General features: G+C 53.6%; 5 protein-coding genes. All 5 read left to right on the plus strand.

The window, feature by feature from the left end; translation table 11 throughout:
* Positions 1 to 4 precede the first annotated feature (4 nt).
* The 5 genes from JOE34_RS10260 (at position 5) to JOE34_RS10280 (ending at position 18920) form a co-directional block, all read left to right on the plus strand.
* Positions 5 to 7186 carry a type I polyketide synthase gene (locus JOE34_RS10260; RefSeq protein ID WP_096116589.1) on the plus strand — a complete coding sequence of 2394 codons (7182 nt, stop codon included), beginning with the start codon at positions 5 to 7 and terminating at the stop codon, positions 7184 to 7186.
* A 55-nt stretch (positions 7187 to 7241) separates the two neighbouring features.
* Positions 7242 to 14024, plus strand: coding sequence for an SDR family NAD(P)-dependent oxidoreductase (locus JOE34_RS10265; RefSeq protein ID WP_209995685.1), 6783 nt, complete (start codon positions 7242 to 7244; stop codon positions 14022 to 14024).
* A 4-nt stretch (positions 14025 to 14028) separates the two neighbouring features.
* Positions 14029 to 17196: an ACP S-malonyltransferase gene (fabD, locus tag JOE34_RS10270; RefSeq protein ID WP_010418254.1), complete on the plus strand. Its 3168-nt coding sequence runs from the start codon at positions 14029 to 14031 to the stop codon at positions 17194 to 17196.
* Between the two features lie 68 nt (positions 17197 to 17264).
* Positions 17265 to 18182 carry a hypothetical protein gene (locus tag JOE34_RS10275; protein ID WP_003392075.1) on the plus strand — a complete coding sequence of 306 codons (918 nt, stop codon included), beginning with the start codon at positions 17265 to 17267 and terminating at the stop codon, positions 18180 to 18182.
* A 138-nt stretch (positions 18183 to 18320) separates the two neighbouring features.
* On the plus strand, positions 18321 to 18920 hold the full coding sequence (locus JOE34_RS10280) for a hypothetical protein (protein WP_209995687.1): 600 nt from the start codon (positions 18321 to 18323) through the stop codon (positions 18918 to 18920).
* The last annotated feature ends 1 nt before the right edge of the window (position 18921 follow it).

The raw sequence follows: 18921 nt of genomic DNA on the forward strand, positions 1-18921 counted from the left end.
CGTCATGAATAACTCCAATGAGATTGCTAACTTTCAGCGTTACATTATTGATCAACTCAAAGCGGGTCGTATTACTAAAGAGCAAGCGGTTCAGGCGCTGGCCAAAACCGACGCCACCGGGGGCCGTATGCGTGAAGAGCAGTCCGGGCCGCCGGGCAGTACGCGTTATGTGCCGGTGTGGCGCGATGCGCCGCTTGGGCGCGCGCTCGATGTGGCTCAGGCTCACGAACAGCATTGCGTGGTGGTCGTAACGGAGCACGGTCATGAGCGGTTGGTGGATACCTTGAAAGCCCGCCTGGATCAACGCCTGCTGGCCCGGATGACGGTAGTGTCGGCTCCCGAAGAGGCGGCCGCCAAAGGCACGCTTGCCGACCAGATGAGCGGTTTGGCCAGTGCGATGATCCTCGACGTTTTCGTCAGTTTGAAGGCGCAGGTCACGGCCATTTTGCAGCATGGTAAAGGCCGGAAAAGCTCGGCGGATACGCTGCTCCAGGTGTTTTTTCTGAGGCCCGATAGTTACGCTGAAGACAAAGTAGCGCACGAATCTGTGTATGTCGGAGTGGAAGCGGCTATTTCAGCCATGCTGAAAACCCTGAATAAGGAGCACCCGAGCATTACCACTCAACTGGTGGCGCTCGATGAAGCCTCATTGGGTCAGTTAAGCCAAAATAGCCTGGCCGAGGAACAGCACAGTCACGCGGCGTATGTGCGCTACCTCAAGAATGTCCGTTATGTTCAGGTGTTTGAAACGCTCAGTGACCGTTCTGATGGTGCGTCGTTGCAAAGCTTTATAAAAACCGATGCGAGTTATCTGATTATAGGTGGCGTAGGCGGTATTGGTTTGCACTTGGCAGATTACATTTTGCGCCAGGGGCAGCAGGCCCGCGTCGTATTGACCGGGCGCCGCAGTGAAGCCGATCTGCAAAGTAATACGCCGTACCTGCAATTGGTAAACACCTACGGAAAGTCCCGGGTTTCCTATCTCACGGCGAACGCGGCGAGCTACTCGGACCTCAAGTCGCTGTTGATCAAGGTCGTCGCCTCCCATCACCTCGAAGGGATTTTCCACTGCGCCGGCACGTTGAATGACAGTTTTCTGGTCAACAAAACCGTCGAGCAGTTTGAAAATACCCTGGAAGCCAAAGTCAGTGGCAGCATCCATCTGATTCAGGCTGCAAACGACGTCAGTCAACAGACTGAAACGGGCTTTGACTTCATTCTATTTTGCTCCTCTTGTGCAGGCCAGTTAGGTTTTGTCGGCCAGATCGACTATGCGGCCGGCAATGGATTCATTGATGGTTTCAGCGACGCTCGAAACAAGGTCGGGCGTAACGGCTTTGATCGCCTGTTGTCGGTGAACTGGCCGCTCTGGGAAAACGCCGGTATGGGTGTTGATCAGCAGGCGCTGAAAGAACTCCACGTCGAGTACGGTCTGTTGCCGTTGCCGGTCGATGTGGCCCTCAATCACGTGAATACGTTGTTACTGGCCGCCGATACCCACCGTGTTCTGGTGACCTATGGCGATCCGGTGAAAATTGATAGCCAGTACGTTAACGCTAAACCACAGCGGAACCTGCAAACCCCGGCGCTCAGTCAGCAAACGGCTCAAGCAGCCAGCGGGAAGGGCGCAGTGACATCGGTTGAGACTGCCTATGATCCATTGGTCGCTCACCTCAAACAGTTGATCTCCAGCGTCCTGAAGCTGGAGACAAGCAAACTCGACACCTTCGAGCCGTTGCAAAGCTACGGCCTCGACTCGTTTTCCATCATGCGGATCAATCAGGCGTTGAGTGAGCATTTCTCTCGACTGTCGAAAACGCTGCTGTACGAAGTGGAATCCATTCATGACCTGGCCACCACACTGAGCCAGTTGCAACCCGACGCGGTGCAGGCGTGGCTCGGCGCGGTTGCCCCGGCAGCGAGCCAACAGGCTCCGCAAGCCTCTGCCCGTCAGGACGCTCAGCCGCGTCCGGCGGTGCCCCGCGCAGTGGATGCGCAGGCCGGTGATGCGGTCGCCATTATTGGTATTAACGCGCAGTTTCCGGGGGCGGCGAATATCGAAGCGTTCTGGGAGCTGTTGCGCAACGGCGTGAACGCGGTGACCGAGATTCCTGAGTCGCGCTGGTCCCTGGAAGACTTCTATGCCACGGACAAAATCGAGGCCATCAGAGACGGTAAATCCTACTGCAAGCAAGGCGGGTTTCTTGAACAGGCTTATGATTTCGATGAGCAGTTTTTCAAGCTCTCACCACGAGAAATCCTCGCCATGGATCCGCAGGAGCGGCTGTTTATGCAGTCTTGCTGGCGTGCCCTGGAGGACTCTGGTTACACCAAAGATAAAATCAAGCAGCAGTATGACGGCGACGTTGGTGTCTACGTCGGCATTACCAAGACTGGCTTCAATCTCTACGGCCCGGCACTCTGGAATCAAGACGAACGCACGATTCCGACGACCTCGTTCAGTTCTGTCGCCAGCCGTATTTCTTATCTCTTCGACCTCAATGGGCCCAGCATGCCCATCGACACCATGTGTTCATCGTCGCTGGTGGCGATTCATGAGGCGGTCCATAGTCTCAAGGCCGGGCGTTGCCAGATGGCGATTGTCGGTGGCGTGAACCTGTATCTGCACCCCGCAAGCTATGTACAACTCTGTGCGTCCAGCATGCTGTCGCAAAAAGGTCAGTGCCACAGTTTTGGCGACCAGGCGGACGGCTTTGTACCGGGTGAAGGTGTCGCGACGCTTATTCTGAAGCCGCTTCGGCAGGCCCAGGCAGACGGCGACCGGATTTACGCAACAATCAAAGGCTCGGCGGTCAATCATGGTGGCGCCGCCAAAGGCTACACCGTGCCGAACCCCAAGGCGCAAACGGCGGTGATCGAGAAAGCCCTGAACAGCGCCAATATCACAGCGGGCGAACTCAGCTACATCGAGGCTCACGGCACCGGGACGGAACTCGGTGACCCCATCGAGTTGAACGCACTCAAAGCCTGTTTCTCGGGTAATGACCTGCCTGAGTCTTCCTGCGCGATTGGCTCGGTAAAAAGCAATATCGGCCACCTGGAAGCCGCCGCCGGTCTGGCCGGTGTGATCAAAGTGGTGCTGCAGATGCAGCACCGGGTCCTGGTACCCAGCCTGCACGCACAGACGATCAATCCTAACTTGGAGTTCGACCAGTCGCCGTTCTATTTGCAGCGGGAGCTGATCGAGTGGCCATCGCGCAACAACCGCAATCGTATCGCCGGTGTTTCGTCGTTCGGTGCGGCGGGGGTGAATGCCCACGTTATTCTGGAGGAGTACACAGCGCCGCAGGAACAGGTCGTTGGCGCACCTGTCGGGCAAGAACATGTCCAGGCGTTGGTTTTCCCTTTCTCTTCGAATACCGAACAAGGCCTGAAAAGAAACTGCCGTCGGTTCCTGGATTTCCTTCAGGCGCAAGCGCCTGAAGCCTCCACTGCAATGGATATTGCGACGTTTATTCGCGCCACGCTTCGGGGGCTGGATAACAATCTCTCGTTGAATCAGGTTGACGATTCAACCCCCTTGGTCGATGCCGGGCTCAAACCATTTGATTTCTATCGACTGTTCGAGGCCGTCAACACCCGCTACGGGCTGAATCTGTCGATGCTCAATTGGCAAGGCAGTGTATCGATTGCGCGGCTGGTGGCGGTTATTCAGGGCGGCGCTTCATCGTCGACCGTACCCGCGTTGCGTGACATCGCGTTCACGCTGCAAACGTGTCGAAATGCCCATCAACATCGCGTCGCGATTTGTGCCAGGGATCTAGCCGGTTTTATCGAGCGTCTCCAGCGCTTCCTTGGCGAGGAAGACCCTCAGGTTAATGGTAGCGGCCTGTATGCCGGGGTGAAAACTCACCGGTTTGAAGAGCTTTCCAAGCAAAAAGCGCTGGCCCACGACCGCGTTCAGATTGCTTTTGCCCACCACGAGTCGGACGCCTTGGCGCAACTGTGGGTCAATGGCAGCTTTGAGCAGTGGGAAGGTTTGTACAGCGATGGGCTGCAACCGAAAAAATGCCGGATACCCGAGTATGCCTTTGCGGCCAACACCCATAGCTTCCTGGACAAAGTCGGTTCGAACGCAAAGGCCGTCAGACACCTGGATCAGCCATCAGAAGCAGGGAAGGTGAGCGCCGAAATCATCAGTCACGTGCCCGTTCGCCTTGAAGTGCCGGCCGTTGCCGGATTCATTCGAGAAAGACTGGCCAATGTACTCAAGATGGATGAGGCGTCGATCAACAATGAGGTGTCGTTTGTCGATTACGGTCTGGACTCCATTTTGGGCGTTGATTTAATCCATTCGCTTAATGAACAGTATCGTCTCGGTTTGAAAACCACGTGTATCTACGATTATCCGAATGTCGAGGATCTATCCCGCCATGCCCATGGGCTGATTACGCCTGTGACGATCGTCGACTCGTCGACTCAATTCGCTCGGCCAGCGCCTCAGCTACTCAGCGAGTCGCCTGCAACTGGCCAGGAACGCAACCAAAAGCCGATTGCAATTATCGGCATGAGTGGCCGTTTTGGCGGTGCCGATGATACCGAGGCGTTCTGGAACAATATCCGCGACGGCAAAGACAGCACCGAATCGGTGAATCGTTGGGACCTGGCGGACTATCTCAATCAGGAAAAGTATCCCGACGGTGTTTGCCAGCGCGGTGGATTCCTCAATGAAATTGATAAGTTCGATGCGATCTTCTTCAACATTTCCGGGGTTGAAGCCACGTATATGGACCCACAACAACGCCTTTTCCTCGAAGAGGCGTGGCATGCCCTGGAGGACAGTGGCTATGCAGGCAGTCGCCTGACCCCTGAAGTGAAAGATCAGTTCGGCATTTACGTCGGCGGCTGGACTGGCGACTACAACGAAGTGTTCGAGGCCAGTGAGGCACCGGCGCAAGCGCTGTGGGGCAACATGGGCTCGATGATTGCGTCGCGGATTGCCTATTACCTGGATTTCAAAGGGCCGGCGCTGACCATCGACACTGCGTGTTCAAGTTCGTTGGTGGCGATCCATCAGGCTTGTAAAGACCTGCGACTGGGGATCACCAATACGGCGATTGCGGGCGGTGTATTTGTACAGACGACGCCGCGCTTGTACGTGCAGGCGACACAAGCCGGGATGTTGTCGCCCACCGGGACGTGCTCGCCATTTGATGAAAACGCCGATGGTTTTGTCCCCGGCGAAGCGGTCGGGGCGATTATTCTTAAACGTTTGGACGATGCCTTGGCCGATGGCGACAACATTCGCGCGGTCATCTACGGTGACGGCATCAACCAGGACGGCAGAACCAACGGCATCACGGCCCCAAGCGCCGTCTCGCAAGAGAAGTTGCTGAAACGGGTGTACAAGGATTTCGGTATTACCGCTAACGACATCTCCATGGTGGAGGCCCACGGCACCGGCACCAACCTGGGCGACCCGATTGAGTTCAACGCACTTTGTGCAGCCTTCACCACGGACTCCGCGCACAAGAATTACTGCGCCTTGGGCTCGGTCAAAGCCAACATTGGCCACACCCAATTTGCCGCCGGTATCTCGAGTGTGATCAAGTCGGTGCTGGCACTGGAACACAGCACCATTCCGCCGCTGATTCACCACACCAAAGGCAACTCGCGAATTGATTTGGCCGGTAGCCCGTTTTATGTCGCGAAATCTTCACAACCGTGGCAAGCCAGAAATGGCCGGAGGCTGGCAACGATCAGTGCCTTCGGTGCCAGTGGCACCAATGCGCACGTGGTGCTCGGTGATTTACCCCAGCCGGTACGGCACACGGCGGAGAAGTTTGGGCCGCAGTTGATTCTGCTGTCGGCGAACTCTGACCCACAGTTGGTCAAACTCCTGCAGAAACTGCGTGAGCACCTCGAGTCTGACGCGACGGTGTCGCTGACCAACATCGCTTACACCTTGGCCTGCGGGCGCAGGCACTTCGGCAAGCGCGTGGCGATTCTTTGCCGCTCGGTTTCTGAACTGGCCAATGCACTGGGCTCCCTGCTGTCAGCAGCCAAGCCGAGCATGCAAATCTTTACGCCGAGCGACCTGGGGCAGGGCAATGCCCAGGCTTTGCTGAAACAAGCGCACGTCTATATTGAAAATGGCCAGGTCAACGACGCTTCGTTCCAGGGCAGCATTTGTAGCCTGCCGGCAAGTCCGTTCAATTCCATGTCGTTCTGGGCGTCTTCAAAGGATAAAGCGCCGGCGAAACAGGCCTCCGTTGCACGTCCGAGTCCTCCCGCATCAGCCCCACGAGCCACGGCGGCAAGGTCAAAAGCCGCCAGCAAGTACTGTGAATTCACCCTGACGGTGGATGATTTCTTCATCGCGGATCATTTGGTTATGGGACAGAAAGTCCTGCCCGGCGTGATGTATATCGAGCTGATGAAACGCAGTGTTTGCGCGGTGTATGGCGACAAGTTCAAGAATGCCTACCAAATAGCGCTGAACGATATTGCCTGGGTTCAGCCGATGGTCTTTACCGACGCCACGCCACGCTTACCGATTATTGTGGAAGTGACAGAGCGAGGCGACAACGCTGACCTGAAGGTGCTGAGCCGAGATAAAAAGCAGCTGTATGCCCAAGCCATCTGTGAGTTGTCGTCAGGTCAACAGGTGCTGGCAGAAGATCAGTCGTTCAGTCACCTGAAAGCACAGGGGATCCGGTTCGATGAGATTGACCTGAGCGCGGCAGGGCTGGCCCAGTATCGAAAAGTACCGGCAGCGCAATGCTATGACTTGTTGCGTCGCCATGGCATTACCCACAAGACCCGTTTGCAAGGCATCAAGGCCCTCTACTTTTCGCCCTCGACGGTCATCGCTCAATTGCAACTGCCGTCGATCCTGGCGAATAAACAGTCGCCTTTTTCGGTTCATCCCTGCCTTGCAGACTCTGCACTTCAGGCCATCTCGATTCTCGCTGTAGCGCGGGATAAAGCCAAACAAACCAGGGATCAGGGTGGGGTGCAAACCCGGGTTCCTTTTGCAATAGACCGCTTTCAACAGTATCGGGAAATTCCACTCAACGCCTGGTCGGTTGGGCATGTGCTGAATGATGGCAAGAAAGAAATCTGGACCATTGTTATCTACGACGCGCAATCCAATGTCTGTGCGGTGCTGGATGGTTATCGCCAACGGATACTGTCCGGTGTGCCGCGCTTGTCTGAAGCTTAAACAGGTCCTGGTGTTTGGGTGCTATTGATTGTTACCTCTGGGTAGAAGGTTTGATATGAGCAATGCCGTGCATAACATTTATGCTGTTAATCGTTGGCGGCCAATAGCGGGCAGCCCGTCGTTGGCGACCGATGAAAGCGTTCTGGTTATTATTCCAGTCACTTCTGCGGCGGGTGTGTCACCAAACAGGCAGAGATTATTGTCGTTGGTTGGCGGTCAGGCTCACTGCAGCTTTACTGCGCTGGATACGCTGGAACGTATGACCGCGACACTGGCGGACTACATCCCGGGAACGATTAAAAGTATCCTCTGGATCGGCGGTAGCCTTGATGTCTCTGTGCACGCAGAGGATCAAGGTTTACAGTATGGTATCGAAGAAAAAATCTTCTTCAGGTTCTTCAAGGCGTTGCTGGCATTAAAGGCTGATGAAGTCAGGTTGTCGATCACGGTCGTCACCAAGAATAACTTCAATGTCAACAACGAAGGCACTAACACAGCGGTCAACGCCGGGTTGCATGGGTTTGTCGGTGCCGCTGCGAAAGAATACAGCCATTGGACGATAAGCTTGCTTGATGTCGATGACGCCTTTGTGGCGCGTGCGACCTCAAACCCCTCGCTGGTGCGCTCGTCGCAAGGCATTGAAAAAAGAAAAGTCAAAGGACAGACGTATTGCTGCCGCGACGATCAATGGTATGCCGAGCACCTGGAGGTGTTGCCGGTTGAAAACGGCAGTGAGCCGGTCAAGCCGATCTACCGTGACAACGGGGTGTATCTGATCATCGGTGGTGCCGGTGGCCTGGGCCAGGCCTGGACCGAACGTCTTTTGCAACGGCACGATAGCCAAGTCATTTGGGCAGGTCGAAAAGCCATTAATGATGAAATCCGTCATTCATTGCGTGCCATGGAGAGACTCGGTCGTGCTCCCCTGTACGTATCGGTTGATGCCACCCAGCCACACCAAATGGAGCAATTACGACACACCATCCTCCGTCAATATGGCCGGCTGGACGGCATTATTCATTCGGCAATCGTCCTGGAGGACAAGACGGTTGCCAATATGTCTGAAACAACCTTTAGTTCGGCCCTTGCTGCGAAAGTGGATATTTGCCGAAACATCGAAAATTACTTTGCCGATCTAGACCTCGACTTCATCGCCTTCTATTCCTCGATCCAGAGCTTTGCTCGCCAGGCCGGGCAGAGTAATTACGCTGCGGGGTGCACCTTTAAAGACAGTTTTGCCCATTACTTGCAGGCCAAGTGCGCAACTACCCATGTCAGAACCATGAACTGGGGGTATTGGGGAACCGTCGGCATTGTCAGTGATGCGTCGTATCAAAAGGTGCTGGAAAAAAGCGGGATGGCGTCAATCAACCCGACCATCGGCATGTTGGCCTTTGAGGCGTTGATTGCAGGGGATCATTTACAGGCCAGTTTTATCGCTGCCTACGATCCAGAAAAAATAACATTGATAGATAAGGTGACACTTCATCAGAACACTACAGAATTTGGTTTTGTGCAATCAACAACTCAGTTAAATAACGATGGAGTGGAGGGCTGTATGATGGAATATGTGTATCGGAATGAACACTATATGGCCCTAAGGGAGGAAGGCGTTTTTTACCTGGAGGACATGGACAGCTACCTTTGCCGGATCGTCGCTGCCGACCTTGAAACCTTGGGCGTGTTTTCCGGTACTGAGTTTTCCGTTGAAGACGTGCTTCGCAAGACCGATATTCGCGCAGGTTTTTCGCGCTGGTTGACGGAGACCCTGATGAGCCTTGTGCGCCAGGGTTACCTTCGTCACGACGCCGGTCAATTCAGCAAAACGGCAGAGTTTCCTGAGAGCGATGCCAGCGCAGCCTGGCTCTCCTGGAACACCGCAAAAGTTGAATGGCTGCTGGATGATAATAAATCCGCTCAAGTCAAACTGGTTGAAGCCTTGCTGATCCATACCAAGGAGATACTGACCGGGAAAATAAAGGCCACCGACGTCATGTTCCCTGACTCTTCGATGCGCATGGTCGAGGGTATCTATAAAAACAACCGCGTTGCTGACTACTTCAACCTGGTGCTTTCGAGGACGGTGGTTGACGAAATCAACACGCTGCTGGCCGCTGACCCTCAGCGGAAAATTCGCATTCTGGAAGTGGGCGCTGGCACCGGCGGTACAACCGCCGTGTTACTCAAGCACCTGGCGCCGTTTCACGCCAACATCGCAGAGTACTGCTACACCGACCTTTCGAAGTCGTTTCTGTTTCATGCCCAGCGGGAATACGGGCCAGGCAATCCATTCTTGCGCTACGAGATTTTCAACGTAGAAAAGTCGGTCGATGACCAACCACTGCAGCGTGATTACTACGATATTGCAGTTGCCACCAACGTGTTACACGCCACCCGTGACATTGCCGCCTCGATTCGCCGGGTCTGGGAAGTTTTGAAAGATCAGGGCTCATTGATCGTCAACGAGCTCAGCCGCAATACCTTGTTCAACCACCTCACGTTTGGTTTCCTCGACGGTTGGTGGTTGTACAACGACGATCACATCAGGGTGCCGGGCTCTCCGGTTCTGGAGCCTGCCACGTGGCACAACACCGCCCTGCAAGTGGGTTACGGCTCTACGCAGTTCCCCGCCGAGCTGGCCCACGACATGGGGCAGTTCGTGATGTTGATGCGTGCGCAAAAGCACGCCGCGTCCCTTGCCCCCAAGGTCGTTGAGTCCGGATCCAGTCATTCATCAGGGAACGAGTCCTCCATGCATACCCCGTCAAATACCCCTTCGGCTGTCAACGTTGCAATGTTGAAAGCCAAGAGCCAGGCGTTTTTCACTGATCTGATCGCCGACGTCGTTCAGCTTCCTGTCGATGAAATCGCGCTGGACCTCTCCCTCGAAAAACTGGGATTCGATTCTATCCTGGTCGTCACCCTCACCAATAAACTGCGTGAGCATTTCGAGCAGGTCAGCAGTTCCCTGCTGTTTGATATTGATAGCGTCGAAGGCATCATCGATTACTTTATCGAGCAAGATAAACAGGCCTTGGCGGCGTTGCTGGGTATTGATTTCAGCGATGCACAACCACCTAGTGCTGCCCCGGTTGCCGTTGCTTCTCACACCCAGGCCCCTGCCAGCGCACCTGCGGTTACTGAGTTTGACGTGATCGACCTGGGCGCATTCTCCCTTCAAGAGGTTGACGCCCCGTCGGCGTCACTGCCTCAGGTGTTTGATTTCCAGGAAACCTACCCTGAACCCCGTCGTTCCGGCGATATCGCGATCATCGGGCTGAATGGTACTTACCCTGGCTCGCGGACCCTGGACGAGTTCTGGGAAAACCTGTCGCAAGGTCGTGACCTGGTGACCTCAGTGCCCAAGGCAAGGTGGGAGCAAACCGGCTTTAATCGGGTCGAAAATCCGGAAAATTTCAAGGGCGGCTTTATTGACGGCTTTGACGAGTTCGACGCGGAGTTCTTCGACTTCAGTGAAACCGATGCGCTGCTGACAGATCCTCAGGAGCGTAAATTCCTCGAATGTGCTTTCTCGGTGCTGGAAGATGCGGGCTACACCAAAGATTCCCTGGCCGAAAGTGACATGACCACCGGTGTCTATGTCGGCGCGATGTACCAGGAGTATCAGCTGCACAGCGAAACGGCTAAAGGTCTGTACGATGGGCATGCCATCTCCAACAGCTTTGCCTCCATTGCCAACCGTGTTTCCTACATCCTGAACCTGGAAGGCCCTAGCGTCGCCATAGACAGCATGTGTTCGTCATCGCTGTCCGCCGTGCACCTGGCGTGCTCTGCGTTGAAGCTTGGGGAGATTGATTACGCGATTGCCGGCGGGGTCAATCTGACCTTGCATCCCAACAAATATGGTGTGCTGAAACAGGGCGGCGACCTTTCGCAGACCGGTAAATGTGCGAGCTTTTCCGAGAGTGCAGACGGCTATGTACCGGGAGAAGGTGTTGGTGCGGTCTTGTTGAAACGCTACGAGGATGCGCTGCGCGATGGCGACCACATCTATGGGGTGATTACCGGGTCGCTGATCGTTCACGCAGGCAAGACCAATGGGTATACCGTTCCAAGCCCGAAAGCTCACAGCAAGCTGATCTCAAAAGTGGTCCAACAGGCCGGCATTCGTTCTGCGGACATTTCGTACATTGAAGCGCACGGTACGGGCACCAATCTGGGCGACGCCATCGAAATTCATGGGCTGAGGCAGGCGTTTTCCATCGATCAAGACTCGGCACAACAAGGTAAGTTCTGCTCGGTAGGCTCGGTGAAATCGAATATCGGTCATTGCGAAAGTGCCGCAGGCATGGCCGGTTTGACCAAGATTCTGCTGCAACTGAAATACCAGCAAATCGTCCCTTCGCTCCACTCGAAGAAAATTAATAAAAACCTGCAGATCGAAAAAACCTCCTTCTCGATTCCCCAGTTGCTGTCCCATTGGCGTCTGCCGAATAAAGAGGTCAAAAAGCGGATTGCCGGCCTGTCGTCCTTTGGCGCGGGCGGTGCGAATGCGCACTTCATCATCGAAGAGCACGAGGAAGTGTCGAATCAGGTCAATTACACGATGGATTACCCGGAACTGATCGTGTTGTCCGCAAAATCAAAGGAGGCGCTACACCAGAGAGCTGCGCAGTTGCTGGGCTACATCCACTACAACGCTCAGCAAAACACCTCCCTGAACAACCAGCCACGATACTGGTTGGGCAACATTGCCTATACGCTGCAAACCGGCCGCACTCAAATGCCGTACCGCCTGAGCTTCCTGGCGGACTCCATCGAGCACCTTGAAGACAACCTCGATGCATTCCTGAATGATAAAAAAAGCAAATCCCCGCTGCATGTCTGCTATGCCAGCGAGATGGACGCCACAGCGAAGCTGTTGTACGAGGATAACTCCCTTGAGCTGATTCTTTCTGAATGGCTGAAGCAAGGTAAATACCAGAACATCGTCGCGCTCTGGGCCAAAGGGGTGGTGATTAACTGGGGCGGCCTGCTGGGGAAAAGAGGGCAACGTATCAGCCTGCCGACCTACCCGTTCTCACAAAACCGTCATTGGTTGCCGATGGGCAACCACACGGCCGGCGTGTCTCAAAAAGTCGAGGCAGCCCCTGTGCAGCAGCGGGTGAAAACCGTAGCCGCTATGGTTGAACCGGTCGTTGAAAAAGTCGCAGGGAAGATTGTTCAGAAAACCGTTGAGCCGGTGGTTGGCGAGCCGGTCATTACGGCACCGGTGGCGGTCGAAAAAGTCACCGCCGAACCGAAGTCGTTGTTTATTCATCGCTGGAACAAGGTGGACGTGAGCCCACATCCGAAACCGGCGCAGGCCGATACGAAAATCTGTGTCGTTGGCCTGGACACCCTGGATTACTTCCAGCGAGATCTGGAGACCTGCGGCCTCGATGCCGGCTCTTCAGAATGGCAGCAAGTCCTGCCGAACGGCTTTGCCCAGTCTTTCGCTGATCTGGCCAAGTCCGTCTCACGCCAACTGGCGAAGAAGGTCAAAGCCTGGCTGGCGGACAGCACTCAGCCTTTGCACCTGCAAATCATCATGCCGTTCGATCGCCAGTATCAACTCTATGCAGCATTGACCGGGGCGTTGGAACAGCACGTGCTGGGCGCTGCCAATGTCAAACTGACGATTATTTACTGTGAAGCCTTGTGCTCGTTTGCCAACATTTCGACGCTGATCAACCGTGCAGCAGACACACAGACTCACATCGCTGAATACCTGTGTGCCCACGACAGTATCTATGCCGGCAGCGTGCAGAAAGTCAGCCAGCCGGAATCAGGCTCGTTACTCAATGACAACGGTGTCTATGTCCTGGCAAACGGCTTGAATGAGGTGGGCCAAAGTGTGATTCGTGCGATTGATGATGAAACCAGCGGATGCCATATCGCAATCCTGGGTGACGCGCTTTCATCGCCAGACATCGATGAGCAAATCGGGTTACTTCAGAACAGCCTGGACAATACCAAAGTCGGCTACTACGCGGCTGAACTTGACGATAGAAAGTCCGTGTTCAATGCACTGTTGCTGATAAAAGACCAACTGGGCGATGTCCAGGGTGTGCATTACATTGTTCCGGCCGATGACAAGGTTCAGCAGCATAAGGAACCGTTGAAAGACAAGGCGCTTATTCGTCATCTCGCGGCACTGATTAACCTAGATGAGGCGACCTACTCATTTGACTCCCAGCTGCAATCGTTCTCCATCGTCATGACCGTCGAGGAACACGACAGTAAACAGCTCAACACCTTGGCAAAAACCTTTGCTCGTTATCGCGCGGCGTTGCAGGGTAGTGGTTACCGCGAAGGCAAGACCGTAGCGCTGGAAGTGGAGGGCAACGCGGCCAATGACATTGCCACTGCATTTATTCACGCCCTGGACAAAAACCATTCGGATGAGCAATTCGCGTTCATCTGGAAGGCCGCAACTCTCGCTGACAACACGCCAGTCATTCAACCGCAGGTAACCGTGGAACCTCCCGTTGCATCGCCTGCGCCACTGGCAGCGGTCGCGCAAAAACAGCCAGCCTATTCGTTTGATGGCGCCAGTGACGAGTTGCAGGCAACGGTTTCGTGGTTGGTTTCAATCTCCTCGGAGTTGCTGGACAAGGAGTCAGCTTCGTTTAGTCCTGTAGCAACGTTTACTGAAAACGGCTACGAGTCGATCAGCATTGTTGGGTTGTGTGAGTTGATCAACAGCCGTCTGGGGCTGGCGATCTCTGTGGTGGTGTTTTTCGAGCACGACACCATTCAGTCGTTGGCACAGTACCTGGTGGCTGAGCACGGCGACCAGATTGAAGAAGTGTTAGAAACCGACGTGGAGGGCTGATGCAATGAATGTCAGGACCGATGCGCTCGCCAGAGACACCGCCTCGCCGCTGAACCAGGGGATGGTCTATCCCTTGCACAGGATATTTATGTTCGGCGGGCAGGGGTGTCATTACTATCAGATGGCGAGCCATCTATTCCTGACGCATTCAACGTTTCGTGAAGCCATGCTGCGGCTGGATCTGATAGGCCAACGCATACTGGGTAAATCGGTAATCGCGGAGATTTATCGTAAAGACAAGTCTCGCAGCGATGACTTCTCCTCTATCACGTTCACTCATCCGAGCATCGTGATGGTGCAACTGGCACTGGTCTCAACCCTCGCTGCTGAAGGGATCACCGCTGACTCGGTGATCGGCACGAGTTTGGGGGAGTTCATTGCCGCTTGTGTCGCCGGTGCCATTTCGGATACGGATTTATTGGCTGCAATCTGTGATCAAGCCATATTGATCGAGCAGTTTGCAGGACAAGGCAAGTTGCCGAAAGGCGGCATGCTGTCGGCATTGATTACCCCGGATGAAAGGGACGCACTGCTCGCCGAGTTTCCTGAAGTTGCTGTTGCGGGTGTGCATCACTCACGACACGTCACCTTTTCGGGAGATACGTGGGTGATTGATGCGTTGGAAAAGAGCTGCCAGCAACGAGCTTTTTTATATCAGCGGATCGCTGTGGACTACGCCTTTCATTCGCCTGCCATACGCCCGTTAAAAGCGGCTTCTTTAGCGTCGATAAAAAAGTACACAACCGGGGCATTCACGCTGCCTTTTTACTCCTGTGCAACGGTTGCGCGGTGTCGTGTGATTGACGCCGAGCACTTTTGGGGGATCGTTGAGTCCCCCATCAACTTTGCAGACACCATCGACTTGATAGAGGCAAGCGCCACAGGCGCGACGCCTGTGTATGTTGATCTTAGTCCTTCCGGATCGTTGCATGGATTTGTCAAACAGCATCTGGGTGCGTTCAGGGCAAAGCAGGTCCCTGTGAGCCTGACGCTGATGTCGTTGATGAGTAACGACACGACTCAATACCAGGCCGGCGTGCTGACCCTAAAGCGCCTTGCAAAGGCGTATAGCGAAAGCGCTATCGCTCAACCCGGGCCTCAAGACACTACCTTGGTAAATCATTCTATGGAAAAGACTCGAACAAGCGTGGTCGGCAATAATCCAGCAAAGAACACTGCCCTTGTTTTTCCGGGACAGGCCTCACAGCGAGTGGGCATGGGGCGTGAATTGTTCGAACGTTTCCGTCGGCAGACTGAAATCGCCAGTGATATTCTGGGGTATTCCATTGAGCAGCTGTGCCTGGAAGACCCACAGAAGCAGTTGAACAAAACACAGTACACGCAACCTGCGCTGTATACCGTGTGTGCATTGCAGTACCTCGCCTATCGGGAAGATAACGAGGTGGTGATCGAGTTCCTGGCCGGGCACAGCCTGGGAGAATATGCGGCGCTGTTCGCCGCGGATGTCTTTGACTTTGAAACGGGACTGCGCATCGTCAAGCACCGCGGGGAATTGATGTCTTCCGCGAATGCCGGTTCCATGGCCGTGATCCTGAATTATAAAGCTCAGGATCTGCAGCAACTGCTCAACGATAACGGCATTACCAGCATTGATATTGCAAACATCAACTCTCCGGATCAGTTGGTGATTGCAGGGCCGCATCAAGCGCTGGAGGCGTTTGAAGGCATTATCAACTCGCTGGCGGGCACCTACATTCCTATTCCGGTGGGGGCACCTTTTCATTCGCGCTACATGCAGCCGATAGCACAAGATTTTGAGCGGTTTCTCGAGCCTTTGACGTTTCGACCGATGAATAAAACGGTGATCAGTAACGTCACCGGTTTGCCCCATCAGCATGAAATGCTGAAGAACCAACTGGTGAAGCAACTGTACAGCCCAGTGCAGTGGTTGGACAGCGTTCGTTACTTGATGGGGTTGGAGGTCGACGAGTACGTAGAGATCGGTCCTGGTGATGTGCTCACCAAACTGACAACAAAGATCCGAAATAAATGCTCGCCATTAATCTTGGGTGAGAAAGTCATTCGCCAAGTGCCAGGCAGCACAGAAAGCGTGGAAAGCAAGGTTGCCCGGCAGCCTGCGAAAGACGGGTTGGGTAAGGCTTTCAAAAGTCGCTGGAGCCGGGGGGATGAGTTTTCTAGTTATTTTGGCCTGGCTTACCCTCATGTCCTGACGCTCTCGGAAGATAATCTGGATTATTCTTTTATAGAGCGTGCACAGGCGTGCGGACATCTAGCTTTTCAGGCAGTTCCTTGGACCGCTGAGGCGATTGATTCCGGTAGCCTGGACAGCATTCTTTCGAGATTGGGCGCCAAAAGATCCAATGACTCCGGGTGTGTGGGGGTGGCTATTACCCACAGTGAAAACGATAAGGTTCTGTTTTCAAAAGTTCTGGCGCATCAGTTGAACGCTGTCGCCCTGACCGGCGTCTACGGTATGACGACTGAACTGGTCTACTACCGGGTTATTTCGGCCTACCAAGGGCGTTTTAGTAGTACCCCACAAAAGAACAAGTTGTTTATCCGCGTGGATGATCCTCGCTGTGTTCAGGGCTTTTACCAGAAGCTACCGCAAGGTGTTCTTGAGCGTTTGCACCTGCAAGGGCGAATTGATGCTGCTCAGTTTGAGTTTGCGAAAAACATCGCTGCCTGTGATGCCATTATTCTCAATAATGAAGAGCATGACCTGGAGGCATTGATGGGCATTAACCGGTTGAGGGTTGAACACCCTGAACTGGATATAAAGATTGGCATCGAAGGCGCGCTGTCGGCCCCGAACGACTTCACTCAAGGGACGCTCAGTCAAATAGATTTTTTTGTCAGCAGTGAGTTGAACGTGCTGATAGGCGAGTCTTTTTTGCCTGGACTGATCAGGCAGACCCTTTTTTCCGCAAGCGACGCCTTTATAGTGGATCTCCCAGATCCTAAGACGATCCATTTTGGTGGGCGAGCCAAGACGTACATCACTAATGATCCAGCGATTCGCCAGCGTGCGGGTAACGCCCATGGTTGGCTGTCGGATGATCAAAGGCCAACGCTATGCAGGTTGCTACCGTCCAACTATCTGGCCATTTCCGAATGGCTCAAGGTTCAGTTCGTCAATAAACAGCCCTCGTTGGCTGAGTTAAGCTCGGCTCTTTTGAATGGCGTATAGGCTGCCAGGGCTTTGAGTAGTTGGACTGTCTCTTTTTTGTATATATTTAATTGCCAGGGAATGCCGGTATGACCAATCTGTTTATTTCTAACGTCGTGTTTGATTTCGGCGAGTCGAAGTCAATTGATAGCTTGTCATCTTGCATTAGTCCTGATGAGCTTAAGGCCTTTCGGGCGGGCGGCTTTGAATATTATGTAAATGAAAGTCGTGACGTTTATGCTGTGTGCGAAAAGGTAGCCGCGAAGGTCCTGGATGAGAGCCATGTCGTTCGAGAGGAAGTGACCGATATTGTCTATATCAGCTCAACCAAATTCATTGACAAGGTCGTTGGCCTGAGTGTCTACCTCTCGAAGTTGGCAGCGAATATCGGCATTCATAAGGCGACGTTGTATGCCTTGTCTGCGGGGGAGTGCGGTAATTTCGTTCATGCCTTGCGTTTTTGTGGGCAGATCCTGCAGGAGCGCCCAGACAGTAAGGTTTTGTTGGTATTCGCAGAAAAGCTGATGACTGACGAGGAGCGGCATTATCCTGGAACGGCGATTTTAAGTGACGGGGTAGCAGTTTGTCTGGTGACCTGCGAAAAAACCAGAAACTGCTACGAGGTTATCGCGCGGTCGGAGGCCACCGACCACCGAGTCACTAAGGCTTATGCTGAACAGAAAAATATTGATGCGTTGCGGCTCGCCTTGACCGCAATTCATACGCTGTCTAGGGATATTTTTTTGAAAGTTGATTTTGATAAAAGTGCTATAAGCCACTTCATAACCAATAACTTTATTATGCACTTGTCCAAAATGTACATTATGGAGGTCGGCGGCGACGCCTCAAAACTCAGGCTGCCAACGCTGCCTCCGAAAGCGCATGTTTTTACGATTGATAGTTTGTTGAATCTGACTGGGACCCCGATGGATGATGGTGATTTGGCCTTTTGCCTGAGTTTTGGCATGTTTTTTTGGGGGGCATGCATCGTTAAGTACCATGCCTGAAAAAGCTTTATGACCGCGTGTTTATGCCTTGGGGACGTACGCGCGCGGACGGGGTCGAGTTGCGGGGCGCGCGGTGAGTGACCAGGTATTCAATGATTTTTTGTCGAGTGAAATGTTGCTGTTGTGCAAGGGTGTGATATGCATGAACTACTGAAGGTGGCGATTGAGTCTGCTGTACTGTTATTTGTTCCGGGACCGACGAATACGTTATTGCTGGCGGCCGGCGTGTCCAAGGGGTTTTTGAAGTCTGCTGGTTTACCGCTGTTCGAGCTTTCCGGCTACGTGATTGCGATCACCTTCTATTCCATTCTGATCGAATATGTCTCGGGCAATACAGTTTGTCTGTTTTTCATGAAGGTGTTCTGTGCGGGCTATATATCTTACATGTCTTGCAAGACGTGGAAGCTTTCAGGTGACTTTTTAAAAGCGACCGAAACTATTTTGGGATTTAATATATTTATTGCTACGCTGTTTAATCCGAAAGCATTTATTGTGTCTTCGATCATCTTTTCCGTTACGCTTATCGACGATCCGCTTTTAATTGCTCAGGAAATGCTGGTCTTTTCTGGGGTTATGTTGCTGGCATCCCTTTTTTGGCTGAGCGTCGGAACTTTTGTCAATCTCCATTCGCAAGAAGGAGGGGGCCCAAGGCAGGTAATACTTAAAGCATCACCATCGGTATTGATGATGTTTTCTTGCGCTATATTATATTCAGGTGTTTCCAGCCTGCTGAGCTAAT

Origin of the sequence: Pseudomonas sp. PvP028 (genome assembly GCF_017832255.1) — a bacterium.
GTDB classification, from domain to species: domain Bacteria; phylum Pseudomonadota; class Gammaproteobacteria; order Pseudomonadales; family Pseudomonadaceae; genus Aquipseudomonas; species Aquipseudomonas syringae.